The sequence below is a fragment of the Photorhabdus sp. RM96S genome (genome assembly GCF_042879335.1).
In the GTDB taxonomy this organism is placed as follows: Bacteria; Pseudomonadota; Gammaproteobacteria; order Enterobacterales; family Enterobacteriaceae; genus Photorhabdus; species Photorhabdus kayaii.
In genome coordinates this window covers 1-14,544 of sequence record NZ_JBHFKT010000047.1, presented here as the reverse complement: position 1 = coordinate 14,544, position 14,544 = coordinate 1, and the positions used below count along the sequence as shown (strand labels likewise).

Below are 14,544 nucleotides of genomic sequence, written 5' to 3'. Positions count from 1 at the left end.
GCTCACAATAATTGCAAATAGACATCGTCATATCGGTAAACCGACCGCCAGCATTCTGTCGCGCAGTTCCGCTGTACGGCCCGGATCCAACTGATTGTTAAATAATGCCCTGATTTCAGCAGGTTTTGCATCAAACTGCTCCACCATGTCTTTCAGACGGTAACCATGCCGCGTGAGTGTCGGCTCCAGGTCATCCAATTGACGTGACAGCACAGACTCAACCAGCGTGGCGGTAATCGGTTTTTCACCTGTCTGGTATCCTGCTTCCATTGCCAGTGTCAGGTGCAACTGCACCTGCAGCGGTGTTCGCAGTTTCATCGCCAGCAGGTCGACAGCTTCGGTAGTCAGAATATCTTCCGGCTTACCCTTACCGGTACTGGTTTTCAGCAACCACTGGATATACTCGCGCTGACTGCCGGTGATCCCGTCCAGCGTAAAAATATCAGTACGATAACCAATTTCCTCCATCGTCGGACGACGCAGGTCATTACGCAGTTTTGGATGACCGGCCAGAACGACAGATAACCGTCCTCCGCCATCCTCAACCACTTCCATCAACCGTTTGAGCCCCGTTAATGTATTACCGTTCAGGTCATGCGCTTCATCAACAAACAGTGCTACCGGGCGCTTACCTTTTTTAACCAGTTCCTGCAGTTCCCGCTCGCGGCGCTCGCCCTGTTTAGGGATCTGCACCTGCTTATCCTGTGCCAGGTCATAAAACAGGGCGTTTATAAGCGTGGCGAGCCGGACGCTTTGTTTATCCACCGACAGTGAGCGGGCGACAATAATTTTGTTTTCATCCATCAGTTGTTGCTGCAGGCGTCTCAGGGTGACTGTTTTTCCACTTCCTACAACGCCACAGACGGCAATCAGCCGCCCTTCGCGTATCGCACCCTTGATGTCCTTCATCAGCTGCTTATGGTGGGCGGTTTCATAATAGCCCGCCAGTTCAATTGACTGAACCAGTCCATAATGCTCCATCACTTCAACCCGCATGGTCTTCTCCTGATTGTCTGTTACGAAAATAATCTCTGATGCGGGCGAGTACTTCACTACGGTTAAGCGTCTCAGTCAGAATACTGTCGATAAACGCCCGGTCTTCATCCGACATTCTGGCCAGTGGTGTTGCCAGATCGTCGGCAATAGCCAGTTTTGCCGCAATAACGGTGGGAAAGTGGTATTCAAATTTTCGGGTATCAAAGGGCTGATGCGGCAGCTCATTGATGCGCTGAGTGTCATCATTAATCATACGGAGATCGCTGCCGGATAAAGCGCTGATGGGGATATTCAGCTGTCGGGCCAGCGCATGGATACGATCGGCCCGCTCCGCTGCTTTACCACGCCTGAAAGTCCGGTAACGGTGTAACGGAACAGGACCCGACACCGGATAATAAGGGCCCCACGTTTCACCCGCAAACTCCACATATATCTCTTCGTCAAACAGCCCCCACAGCAGGATGACCGTTTCGCCTGCCATATCAGGTTCCACTTCCCATACGGTACCGTCGATTGCTACCCGCGCATCAATACCCACCTTGCGGGATTCAGGCTCCCGGGCGAACCGACAGTATTGTTCCCAGCTGCACATATCTCTTATGCCATCCTGGGGGATATTTTCCAGCCAGTCCTCCTGGCGTGAATGTTTCTCACTACGGTGACGCTGCGCGTTATAACGACTCAGATAGTTCCAGAGCCATTCGTTGGCCTGCAGCTCCGTCTCCGGTTTATGGAAATGGTACAGGGTTTCATGGGCTTCCTTGACGGTCCGGAAAGGGCGCTCGACTTTACCTTTGGAACGGGCTGTCGTCCGGGTGCCATCCTTGCCTGCAGGAGTATGCGTCAGCCAGTCAACCTTCAGGGACTGCATCACATTCTGAAACACGTGGCTTTTGGCCACCGGGCCGTTATCGAGATACAACATTTTCGGGCGGCCCTGGAAAGGAAAATCAGTCCTGGCCTTTGGTGCCATGGCGTTAAAGAGAAAACGCAGCGCTGACTCAGCATCCTCACCATACACACACCGGTATTCCTGATAAGCAACACCGCTCCGGTCATCCACCACGCTGAACAGCATCAGCGTAGGTTCGCCACGGGCAGGATCCACCCAGTCAGGCCGCTCAATGTGTTTGAGGTCGGATGGCGACATATCAAACTGCCAGCAGTCATTACTATTTTCAGCCTGAAATCTTACAGCCGGAGGCTCGCGTAACAGGCGGGGCTGATCCAGGCGCCAGCGGGAAAGCCAGCGATTGACTGTCTGCTTTCGAAGCAAACCTTTGGGGCTTCGGATCAACCCCTGAGCGGTTTCAACGCCATGCTCTTCCAGTAATTGTATTGCCCGCCTTGTCGACAGATGGCGACCAGATTTGTTGGTGGTACGTAATTTCAGTGCGGCAATCAGTTCACAGTAATGTTCCAGCTCGGATGGTGGCAGAACACGGGGCTGACCATGATCGCTGCGGTGGGCTGTTCGTGGTCTGAGGATAAGTCGAAGGGCGCGATAAACTGTTGTGACCGAAATGCCATACAGCTGAGCTGTCGCGGCAATCTGAGTGACCCGTTCAGGACTTTTTGGCGGCAGGCGATCAAGCCGTTGCCGCAGTTGCAACAGAGAGTCAGCTGGGATAGCGCTACGCCGGCTGCTCATAATTTTCCAGCGCCCGGTAGACTGACGCCCTCCCGATCCCGAGCTGGCGGGCAATGGCCGTGGCGCCCATCTTTTCAATGGTGTACAGACGATATACCTCAGCAGGGTCGATTGAGGGTTTCCTTCCGCGGTATACGCCACGCGCTTTCGCCGCGGCAATACCTTCCATCTGGCGCTCCCGGCGAAGATTGGTTTCAAATTCAGCGAAAACGCCCAGCATATCGAGGAAGGCTTTTCCCGCTGCCGTTTGCGTGTCTACGGGTTGTTCTGTTGCCCTGAGCGCTACGCCCTGTTGATTCAGGGCATATACGATATCCTGCAGATCCTTAATGCTGCGGGCCAGGCGATCCACGCGAGTCACCATCAGCGTATCGCCGGGGCGCAGGAATTCCAGCAACAACTGCAACTCGCTCCTTCCGGTCCGGCTGCTTCCACTGGCTTTTTCTGCACGAATGATTTCACAACCCGCAGCACGAAGAATTTGTGTCTGCAGGGTGAGATCCTGGTCGCAGGTTGAAACGCGGGCATAGCCGTAAAGTGCCATAATGCTGATAACTGTCTCGTTTAACTCTAGATGATGAAAACGTAACACCAGAATGAGACAAAAACAACCCAAATGAGACAGAAAAACTGTCTCACTGAATTGTTCGTTTTAGGTATACCCATACAATCCAATAGATTGGTTTAAGCGGAAAATTTCATTTGCAGTTACTGTGAGCCGGTCGAAATGAAATGCGAGCCGAAAAAGGTAAATGCAAGCTCATTTGCAGTTAATATGAGCCTAAACCCGATTTCATTTTCACTTAATGTGAGCTAAAAAACCGGATAAATGCGAGCCCGCCATATTTTAAATGCGGGCCGCTACACTTAACACATATATATGTTAATGGATTTGGATTATATTTTCCAATTTTTGTTCTCGTTCTCTTTTCGCTGATTTGACCATTCTGTGAGAATTTTTTTCCTTTGCGCTGAATAATGCCAATTGTTCTTTTGCTCTATTTTAATTTTATTTAAAGCTGAAATTAGTTCAATCATTTGTTTTTCAAGACTATTTTCAATTTCTGCTAATTCTGCTCTGGTGATTGTTGTCTTGTTTGCTACTGTTCTAAATTTAGTACCGAAAACTCGATTAATTTCTCTACCTTCAAATGATCTACCACAAATTTTTATAGATTTTGCCACATTCTTTACAACAGATGGCGTCACGTCTATACCACTTTTTTTCGCCTTCAATAACTGCTTAAAAACGACTGCTCGTTTTGCCCGTTTTATTGCAGCTCCGATAGCAGCACCTAATTTACCGGTTACTTGATATATTAAATTTTTCACGACATCATCAGAATCTGGGAAACAGACGGTTCCAGTTCCCTCTACCCGTTTTCCAAGCGGACCCCATAATCACCACCAACACCAGCTGTTTGATAGGTATCTCTCAATCCGCAATAGCGTAGCGCCTGTTTTGCCAACTGAGCTAAAAGTCATCATCCAATCTAATCAGAAAAGGTCATTACTTATCACAAATTAAAAATAACTGTCACAGTTCAAGTCATTCAATGCTGAAATCAATCATCATAAACGTGATGTACATCACATAATTAAAATAAAACAATAAAATTAATTTGAAATTATTAATGTTGGTTATTAAATGATTAATATTAATCTATTTTTTATACAATACTGTCACAAAATAATCACATTGGCCTGTTTTTTGCTTTGTCATATAACCTCTTGTTTTTGCTGCTATCTTAACCACCCCCCTATTTTAGTTGCCCGGTTGATAATCAACCCTAAATATTGATCGTTAAGTTAAATTCGTGGTTAATGCTGTTTAGACATTGTGGAATAGAAAGTCAATGAAAAGCAGTATTTTGGTATTAACGGTCTTTTGTAGCGTAGCCTCAGGCAGTCAAGCCGCCGACATCGCAGATCAACAACTCATTCATCAACAGGCCCGTCAGCACGCGCTGGAAGCGCAATTAGCCCCGCCGCCTGCGGAAGTTCATCTGTCGGTACCGGAAACCGGGGAGTCAGCCGCCTTTGCGGTGGAAACCCCCTGTTTTCCTGTCACCCATGTCGTATTGGCAGGCACCGAAAATTTCCCGCACTGGCTACCGTTCCGGCGTGTCGCCCAACAGGGCGAAAACCATTGCCTGGGCGATAAAGGCATCAGCCGGCTGATAACCCAGTTGCAAGATCAGCTCATTAATCACGGCTATGTCACCAGCCGGGTTCTGGTTCCTCCCCAGGATCTGCGTACCCAAACGCTAAAACTGGTGATGATACCGGGCAACATCCGGCATATTCGCTATACCCCGGATAGCGGCCATTATATTCAACGCATCACGCCCTTTCCCGCGCGTGAAGGCAAACTGTTGGATTTACGGGATATCGAGCAGGGATTGGAAAACTTGCAACGTTTCCCGACCGTGCAAGCGGAGATGAACATTGTTCCGGCAGCGCAGCCGGGGGAGAGCGATATTGTGCTGGACTGGCGTCAGTCCCGCCACTGGCGAATCGCCACGTATCTGGATGATACCGGCTCCAAGAGCACCGGACGTTATCAGGGCGGTTTAACCTTCTTTCTGGATAACCCGCTGGCGCTCAGCGATCTGTTCTATCTCTCCGAGGGACGCGATATTCACTCATCTGCCGGGAAAGGCAGCCAGAACGACACGCTCTATTACTCCCTGCCTTTCGGCTACTGGATGGCGAGCGTGACGGCCAGTCATTACGATTATACCCAGACGATAGCCGGGTTGAATCAGGCGATCCAATACCGGGGCAAAAGCCAAAACCTGGCGGTCCAGCTTAGCCGGGTGCTACATCGTAACGCCGACCAGAAAACCGGGCTTAACGGTGAAATTTATCGTCGGACTTCCCGCAATTTTATTGATAAGACCGAAGTCGATGTTCAGCGCCGGGAAACTGCGGGCTGGAAGCTGGGGCTGTCCCATCATCACTTTATCGGCAGCGCGACGCTGGATACCCGGGTGACTTACCAGCAGGGCATGCGCTGGTTTGGCGCACAACCGGCGCCGGAAGAGTACCGCAATGAGGGGACCGCCTTGCCTAAAATCACCCAGTTCTCGGCAACGCTTTCCGGGCCGTTAACGCTGTTTTCTCAGCCCTTTTCTTATCAGACCCAATATTTGCGTCAGATAAGCGCCAGCCCATTGACGCCCCAGGATCGCTTCTCGATTGGCGGTCGCTGGACGGTACGCGGCTTTGATGGCGAGCTGACCTTATCCGCTGATCGGGGTTGGTACAGCCGCAACGAACTGGACTGGCAAACCCCGCTGAAAGGGCAGTCGCTGTATCTGGCAATGGATTATGGCGAAGTGGGCGGCCGGGGCAGCGACGCGCTGCTCGGAAAACACCTGGCGGGGAGCGCCCTGGGCTGGCGCGGCAGCCTGAAAAAGGTGAGCTACGACCTGTTTGTCGGCGTCCCGCTGTCCAAACCCGCCGGTTTCCAAACTTCCCCCGTCACGGCCGGATTCAACCTGTATTGGCAGTATTAATTCAAATAACAAAGCTGCCGGTAGGTAGTGTTGTGTGGAGCAAAAATCATGAACAAGCAGTTATATCGTATTATCTTTAATCAATCTCGCCAGTTGTGGATGGTGGTGGCCGAGATAGCGCGGGCCGGACGGGGAAGAGCCGGACGTCGCGCTCATCGCCCCTCTTCACCGCAGCGTCGTTGCCGACTCACCGCGCTACGGTTTGGGTTGTTGTTAGCCCTTGGCGGAGTTTCGCTCACCGCGCAGGCGGCGATTGTGGCCGACGGACAGGCGCCAGGCCGTCAGCAGCCCACCATCATTCGCAGCGCCAACGGCACGCCGCAGGTCAATATCCAGACCCCCGGCGCCGACGGCGTTTCCCACAATACCTACCGTCAGTTTGACGTGGATAAACAGGGGGTGATCCTCAATAACAGCCATCAGGCCACCCAGACGCAACTGGGCGGTATGGTCGCAGGCAATCCGTGGTTAGCCAAAGGGGACGCCAGCGTTATTCTTAACGAGGTCAACAGTCGTGACCCCAGTCACCTTAATGGCTGGATTGAAGTGGCCGGGCATAAAGCCGAGGTGATTATTGCCAATCCTTCGGGCATCACCTGTAACGGTTGCGGTTTCATTAATTCACATCGCACTACGCTCACCACCGGACAGGCGCTGATGGAACAGGGTCGGTTGAAAGGGTTTGATGTCAATCAGGGGGAAGTGCGGATTGACGGGCGCGGCATGGACAGCACACAGCAAAGTTACACCGATATTATCGCCCGCTCCGTGGCGATTAACGCCAAATTACACGCCCAAGACCTGAAAGTGACCGCCGGGCGCAATATTGTCGATGCGGCGCATCAGCAGATTAAGAAAAAATCGATTGACGATGAAAAGCACCCGGCGTTTGCGCTGGATGTGGCGGCACTGGGCGGCATGTACGCCCATAAAATCAGGCTGATAGGCACCGAAGCGGGGGTGGGGGTGCATAATGCCGGCAATATCGGCGCGTCTGCCGGCGAAGTGCATATCACCGCCGATGGCCGGATAGAGAATCGCGGCGCTATCAGTAGTCGTGACGCGTTGCAATTAACTTCGTCTGCTAATGTTTCGAACACCGGTAAATTGCTGTCACAGTCGGCACTGACCTTGCGGGCTGGCGGCGCACTAGATAATCAGGGCCGGGTGGAAGCCCGCGGCGATACCACCGTTACCGCCGACACGATACACAGCAGCCATGACAGTGTATGGGCAGCGGGGCTAGATGATAAAGGTCGTACCACTTTACCCGGCTCCTTGACCCTGACGGCCAAACAACACGTTCAGGCCAATGGCAAAAATCTGGCCACCGATACGCTGGCTATCCACAGTCAACAGATTGACCTGAGTGACAGCCAGACGGCGGCCGGACATATCCAATTGACTGCCAGTCAATCGGGCATCAGTACCGCTCGCGCTACCGTCAACGCCGACCGTTTTAGCGCGAAAACCCCGGGCCAGTTTAACAACGACAGCGGCCAGTTAGTGGCGCGGGAAATCCACCTCACGACCCCGGATATCTCTAACCTGAAAGGAAAAATTAACCAGACCGGGACCGGTGAACTGGCGCTTAACACCCACGCCCTGAATAACCGTGAGGGGATGGTATTCAATCAGGGGAAACTGACTCTCACTACTGACCGGCTTAACAACCGTCAGGGCACTATTGCCAGTCAGGGCGAGGACCTGCATCTCACCGCGCATCAGGCCGATAACACTCAGGGGACGGTGCAACTGGCAGGCAACGGACAATTGTCACTCAACACCCAACGGTGGCTGGGTGATAAGGGCAAATTACTGACCAATGGCACCCTGACGATACAGGCCGGTGAACTGCAACTCAACCACGCTGAAACTCAGGCCGGGCAGATAACCGTCAACGCGGACATCCTGAGTCATCAAGGCGGCGTGATGCAACAACAGGGCAAAGACACGCTGTCCCTCACCACCCGAATGCTGGATAACCAGCACGGCACCCTTGCGGGCAACGGCAACCTGAACCTTAAAGCAACGACCGTCGATAATCGTCACGGCAACATCGTGGCCGCCGAAAAAGGTTCGCTGACACTGGCGGTCAAAGACACCCTGGACAATCAGTCGGGCCGACTGGAAGCGGGCCACGCGTTACAACTCAGCGCCACCCAACTGGATAATCGCCGGGGGAGCATTGTTGCCGCCGGGGACAGCGCCACCCTCACCGTGGGCAAAGCTCTTCAAAACGTTAACGGTCATCTTGAAGCCAAAACCCGACTGACCACGACCAGCCAGACCCTGAATAACACGCAGGGCGTATTGCTGGCGCAAAACATTGACAGCCGGACGACAGGCCATCCCTTCACCAATACCGCCGGACAGGTGATAGCCGAGGACACCCTGAAGGTCAATAGTGGTGAACTGGATAACACGGCGGGGCTGTTACAGGCTGGCCGCGAGATATCTATTGATACCCACAGGCAGAGGCTCACTAACACTCACCATGCCGACCAAAAAGCGGGTCGGGTGTTAAGCGGCGGGCAGTTAACGCTGCGCACCGGCGATGTTGATAACACCGGCGGGATAATCGCCGCGGACGGTAAAACCACGCTGACCAGCGCCGAGCTCACTAATACTCAGGGCCAGATAGCCGGGAATGGCGGGCTGGACATTCACAGTCAACAACTGATAAACCACGAGGGGACCTTACAATCCGCAGACGCTCTGACTCTGGATACTAACGGGCAGTTACTGGATAACCAGCAGGGCTATATTCTCGGTGAGGGCAAGACGACCCTCACCAGCGGTCAACTGGACAATCGCCACGGTCATCTGCAAGGTGGACAGTTGGTTGTCGACACTCAACACGCCACACTGGATAACCGGGACGGCAAATTGTTATCGACAGAGACGCTCAACCTGAAAACCCAGCGGCTCGACAATCGTCACGGACAGGTGCAGGCGGTGGGCGACACCGTGTTGAATGTTAAGACCCAAACCGATAACACCGGCGGCCTTATCCGTGGCGGCGCACAACTGACCCTGAACACCGCTCACCTGATTAACCGGGAAACAAAGCAGGCGGATAACGGGCTAGAAGCGCAAGACCTGACGGTAAACGCCCAACGGGTAGACAACACTCAGGGTGCCTTACGGGCAGCCAATCACCTGCAAGCTCAGGTGAGTCATACGCTGGAGAATGCGCAGGGGTTAATCTCCGCGGGCAAACAGCTTACCGTAGACGACGAGACCCGTCCTACGTCTCTGGTGATTAACAACCGGCAAGGCACGCTGATTGCCGGGGAGCACGCCACGATTAACGCACACGGCCTGAGTGGGGACGGCCAACTGTTATCGCAGGGCGATATGGCGGTCACTTTAACTGAGGATTTTCATCATACCGGCAACACCGCGGCCAATGGCAATCTGACCCTGAAAACGGCCGGTAATCTTATCAATGACCGCCAGATAAAAGCCGGTCAGGCGCTGCATCTTGACGCACAGCATCTCACTAACAGCGCCTCCGGTGAAATCAGTGCTAAACAAACGCAAATCCAGGTCCATGATACCCTGAACAATACCGGATTGATTGACGGCGGCCTGACCCATCTCACGGCCAACACCCTGAACAACACCGGCACCGGGCGCATCTACGGGGACCAGCTCGCCCTCCAGACGGGCACGTTGAATAACACCGCCCAGAAAGGCAAAGCCGCGGTGATTGCGGCGCGTGACCGGCTGGATATCGGCACCGGAACACTGAACAACCGTGACCATGCCCAGATTTACAGCGTGGGCGACATGCACATCGGCGGCCAGCTGGATAATACCCTGACGGCCACCGGTCAAGCCCGTGAGCTCAATAACCACGCGGCGACGATTGAAGCCGGGCGCCACTTGCAGATGAATGCCGACCAGATTAACAACACCAACGCCGGGTTGGTCACTCAGGTCGTCGAAACGGAAAAGTCTCAGCATCACGATGCAGTACTCAGCGGCCAGACCACTCGCTATGACTGGTCACAGGTGGACACTTCCCACCGCAATAAATACAAAGTGCACGATGCCATCATGCCGGATGGCAGCCGCAGTAATGACTTTTACGAATATCAGTACACCCGCACCGTCAAAGAAACTCAGGTCAAACAGAGCGACCCCGGTAAAATTCTGGCCGGGGGTAATATCACGCTCAACAGTGCGCAGGTCACCAATCACGACAGCCAGATTGTCGCTGGCGGCACGCTCGGTGGTGAAATTGGTGAACTGCACAATATTGCCACTCAGGGCGAACGCATCACTACCGATGAAGGTCGCCAAACCCGCTGGTATGCCAAAAAAACCAGAAAGAAAAAGTTCGGATTCGGGGGGACCAAAACTTCGCAGGGAAAAAGCCGCAGCAATTATGACCCGGCCCCCGTAATAGAAACGATTGACCTGAAAACGCTGGCCTGGCAGGCGCATACCCGTCCACAGGGTACCGATATCACGATTACCGACCGACAAACCGGTCAGATACATTCTGCCCCCACAGCGGTCACGCCGGTGAACGGTATCAACAATCAGCCACTGGTCTTGCCGCCCGGTCAGCCGTTTGAACTGAGTTTGCCCCCGGAGACCGTCAAAGGGCAAACAGTCGACCCGGTGATACGCGTGGTGACCCCCGATACCCGCCTGCCGAATAACAGCCTGTATACCGCGCAGCCGGGCAGCGACAGCCACTATCTGGTGGAGACCGACCCGAAATTTACCCAGTACAAACAGTGGCTGGGCTCGGACTATATGCGGCAACAGTTAACGCATGACCCGACGCTGGTCCACAAACGCCTGGGCGATGGGTTCTACGAACAGCGTCTGGTGCGCGACCAAATCACCCAACTGACCGGCCAGCGCTATCTGCCCGGCTACAATAACGACGAAGCCCAGTTTAAAGCGCTGATGGATGCCGGTATCGCCTTTGGCAAACAGCAACAGTTAACGCCGGGCGTGGCGCTGAGTCCGGCGCAGATGGCGTTGCTGACCTCGGACATTATCTGGCTGACCAATCAAACCGTGACCCTGCCGGATGGCACTACCGAAGTGGTGACTGTGCCGCAGGTTTACGCGCGTGTCCGTCAGGGCGACCTGCGCAGTGACGGCAGTTTACTCGCCGGGAATACCGTGGCGCTCAACAGTCAGGGCGATATCACCAACAGCGGCACGATTAGCGGGCGTGACGTCACCCAACTGACGGCCAACAATCTGACCAACAGCGGCTTTATTCGCGGCGGCAAAGTGGATGTGACGACCCAACAGACGCTCGCCAACCGGGGCGGCCGGATTCAGGGGGATGACCGGGTGACTCTGAAAGGCCGCGATATCATCAGCGCATCGACGTCGCGCGGGGATGAGGCTAACCGTTGGTTAGACCGTCCGGCGGGCATCTATGTGCAGAATGATAAGGGCGCCTTATCGCTGAGCGCCATCAACAATGTGCAATTAACCGCCAGTGACGTCAAGAATGCCGGTAAAGACAGTCACACCGAGATAACCGCAGGTCATAACCTGACGCTGGACGCCTTAAGCACGCGCCGCACAGAGCAAGGGAATTGGGGGAAAGATAACTACCGCCATCTGACCCAACAACAGGATATCGGCAGCCAGATAACCGGCGCCGGTGAGGTGACCCTGCAAGCCGGGCATGACGTGAACGCCACCGCCGCCCATGTCAACGCCGGTCAACAACTGACGGCGCAGGCCGGAAATAACCTGACGCTGACCACCGGTACAGCCTCATCCGATTTAGTGGAGCACAGCAAGCAAACCAGCAAAGGCTGGCTGTCGAAATCGTCAGTGGAAACCCACGATGAAGTGCATGACCGGCAGGCGCTCAGCACCACATTCAGTGGCGATAAAGTGACTCTACAGGCCGGAAAAGACCTCAATATCCGCGGCAGCAATGTGGCGGGCACACAGGATGTCAGCCTGAACGCCGGTCATCAGCTCACTGTTACCACCGCCGCGGAAGCGCACGATGAAACCCATTGGCGACAGGAGAAAAAATCGGGCCTGATGGGCACGGGCGGGATTGGCTTCACCTTAGGCAAAGCCAGCCAGAAAGTCACCACCGACAGTGACAGCCAGCTGAGTAAAGGCAGCACGGTCGGCAGCAGCCAGGGCAACGTCACCCTCAACGCCGGAGAACAGCTCCGGGTTCACGGCAGCGAGGTGATTGCCGGTAAAGACCTGACGCTGACCGGTCAACAGGTCGATATCACCAGCGCGGAAAACCGCCATCACACCACGACAAAAACCGAGCAAAAACAGAGCGGCTTAACCGTGGCGCTGAGCGGCGCCGCAGGCGGGGCTATCAACAGCGCGGCGCAAACCGCCAGAACCGCTCGCACTGAAAGTGACCCGCGAGTGAAAGCGCTGCAAAATACTCAAGCCGCGCTGAGCGGGGTACAGGCCGTGCAGGCCGGCCGACTGGCGGCGGCTCAGGGCAGTGACGACAAAGGCAATAACAATCTGGCCGGGGTGAGCCTGTCCTACGGGCGTCAATCTTCCCGTTCAGAACAGCAGCACCGCCAGACCACTCAACAGGGCAGCCATCTCACTGCCGGGGATAACCTGACCATAACCGCCAAAGGGGATGGCAAAGGCGCATCAGGCCAGCATGGCGATATCCGTATTCAGGGCAGCCAGTTACAGGCGGGTAAAGACCTGCAACTGAATGCTAACCGGGATATTCAGCTCTCCTCCAGCCAGAGCACTGAACAGACCACCGGCAAAAACAGCAGCCACGGCAGCTCGCTGGGCGTGGGCCTGACTGTCGGGCCGGGGGGCACCGGCCTGAATGTCTCGGCCAATGTCAGCCGGGGCAACGGCCGTGAAAACGGCAACGGCGTCAGTCACACTAACACCACGTTACAGGCGGGACAGACCGTCGGGCTGAACAGTGGCCGGGATACGACGCTGAAAGGGGCTCAGGTCAGCGGCGAGCAGATTACCGCCGAGGTGAAACGTCATTTGACATTAAGCAGTGAGCAGGACAGCCAGCGCTATGACAGCCAGCAACACAATGCCAGCGCGGGCGTCAGCGCCACCGTGGGCCCCCTCACCCACGGCATCGCGAGCCTCAATGCCAGCCGCAATAAACTCCACAGCAACTATGACAGCGTGCAGGAGCAGACCGGGCTGTTTGCCGGCAAAGGCGGCTATCAGGTTAACGTCGGTGACCACACCCAACTGGACGGCGCGGTGATAGCGAGTCAAGCCGACAAAACCAACAACACCCTGAACACCGGAACGCTGGGCTTCAAGGATATTAAAAATCAAGCGGACTTTACTGTTGAGCAGCAAAGCGCGGGCGTCAGCCTCGGCCAACCCACCGCCGGTCAGGTCCTGAATAATCTGGCGGTCAATGGGCTGACGGGCACTCATAATCAAGGCCATGATAGCACCACCACGCACGCCGCGGTCAGTGAGGGCAACCTGATTATCCGGGATAAGGCGCACCAGACGCAGGATGTCGCGAACTTAAGTCGCGATACCGATAATGCCGCCAATGTCCTCAGTCCAATATTTGATAAGGAAAAAGAACAGCAACGGCTGAAACAGGCGCGACTGATTGGCGAACTCAGCGCCCAGATGACCGAGATAGCCAGTACCGAAGGGAAAATTATCGCCACCAAAGCGGCGAAAGCGAAGCTGGACCATATCAGTGAACCGGACAAAGCGGCAGCCAGAAAAAAACTGGTCGACAGTGGCAATCCACACCCGACTGCGGCGGATATCAATCAACAAATCTATGATACCGCCTACACGCAGGCGCTGAATGACTCGGGCTTTGGGACCGGCGGAACCTATCAGAAAGCCCTACAGGCGGCTACGGCAGCCATTCAGGGCTTAGCGGGGAACAACCTTGGTCAGGCGCTGGCCGGGGGCGCTTCACCGTATCTGGCGGGCGTGATAAAAGAGCTGACCACCGACCCGAAAACCCATCAGGTGGACATTGCTACCAATACGCTGGCCCATGCGATTCTGGGGGCAGTGGCCGCCGAAGTCAGCGGTAACAATGCCCTGTCAGGGGCAGCCGGTGCGGCGTCGGGTGAACTGGCGGCGCAGGTCCTGATTAAGCAACTTTACGGCGACGGGGCCAACGTCAGTGAGTTAACGGAGGAGCAGAAGCAAACTATCAGCACCCTTTCCACCCTGGCGGCAGGACTGGCAGGCGGCATTGCTGGTGACTCCACCGCCAGTGCCCTCACTGGGGCGCAGGCAGGGAAGAATGCAATTGAGAATAACTATCTGAGCGTGAATGAGCTGGACAATTTTGCGCATCAAGCCCGCACCTGTGAAGGCGAAAGCTGCAAACAAGTGATCAAGGATATGGTTGATACTAAT

General features: G+C 54.7%; 6 protein-coding genes. 2 read left to right on the top strand and 4 right to left on the bottom strand.

Annotation, left to right across the window (positions count from 1 at the left end):
• Positions 1-27 precede the first annotated feature (27 nt).
• The 4 genes from ACGF49_RS21085 to ACGF49_RS21070 form a co-directional block, all read right to left on the bottom strand.
• A complete protein-coding gene (locus tag ACGF49_RS21085; RefSeq protein ID WP_387492620.1) occupies positions 28-1,053 on the bottom strand; it encodes an ExeA family protein in 1,026 nt (341 codons plus the stop codon).
• Positions 986-2,647 carry an IS481 family transposase gene (locus ACGF49_RS21080; RefSeq protein ID WP_387492617.1) on the bottom strand — a complete coding sequence of 554 codons (1,662 nt, stop codon included), beginning with the start codon at positions 2,645-2,647 and terminating at the stop codon, positions 986-988. Before ACGF49_RS21080 ends, ACGF49_RS21085 begins: the two co-directional genes overlap by 68 nt.
• Positions 2,631-3,191 (bottom strand): recombinase family protein, encoded by a 561-nt coding sequence (locus tag ACGF49_RS21075; protein ID WP_387492614.1) that lies wholly within the window; start codon positions 3,189-3,191, stop codon positions 2,631-2,633. Before ACGF49_RS21075 ends, ACGF49_RS21080 begins: the two co-directional genes overlap by 17 nt.
• A 353-nt stretch (positions 3,192-3,544) precedes the next feature.
• Entirely contained in the window at positions 3,545-3,979 is a 435-nt protein-coding gene (locus ACGF49_RS21070; RefSeq protein ID WP_387492611.1) for a hypothetical protein, read from the bottom strand.
• Positions 3,980-4,503: 524 nt separating this feature from the next.
• On the opposite strand from ACGF49_RS21070, the gene ACGF49_RS21065 reads away from it, so the two are divergent.
• Entirely contained in the window at positions 4,504-6,168 is a 1,665-nt protein-coding gene (locus ACGF49_RS21065; RefSeq protein WP_387492608.1) for a ShlB/FhaC/HecB family hemolysin secretion/activation protein, read from the top strand.
• A gap of 48 nt (positions 6,169-6,216) precedes the next feature.
• Positions 6,217-14,544, top strand: an 8,328-nt coding sequence (locus ACGF49_RS21060; protein ID WP_387492605.1) for a hemagglutinin repeat-containing protein, incomplete at its 3' end; no start/stop codon positions are given.

Excerpts from the sequence above, each read along its gene's own strand:
- ACGF49_RS21080 (WP_387492617.1), bottom strand. The coding sequence starts at position 2,647 with ATGAGCAGCCGGCGTAGCGCTATCCCAGCTGACTCTCTGTTGCAACTG.
- ACGF49_RS21075 (WP_387492614.1), bottom strand. The coding sequence starts at position 3,191 with ATGGCACTTTACGGCTATGCCCGCGTTTCAACCTGCGACCAGGATCTC.
- ACGF49_RS21065 (WP_387492608.1), top strand. The coding sequence starts at position 4,504 with ATGAAAAGCAGTATTTTGGTATTAACGGTCTTTTGTAGCGTAGCCTCA.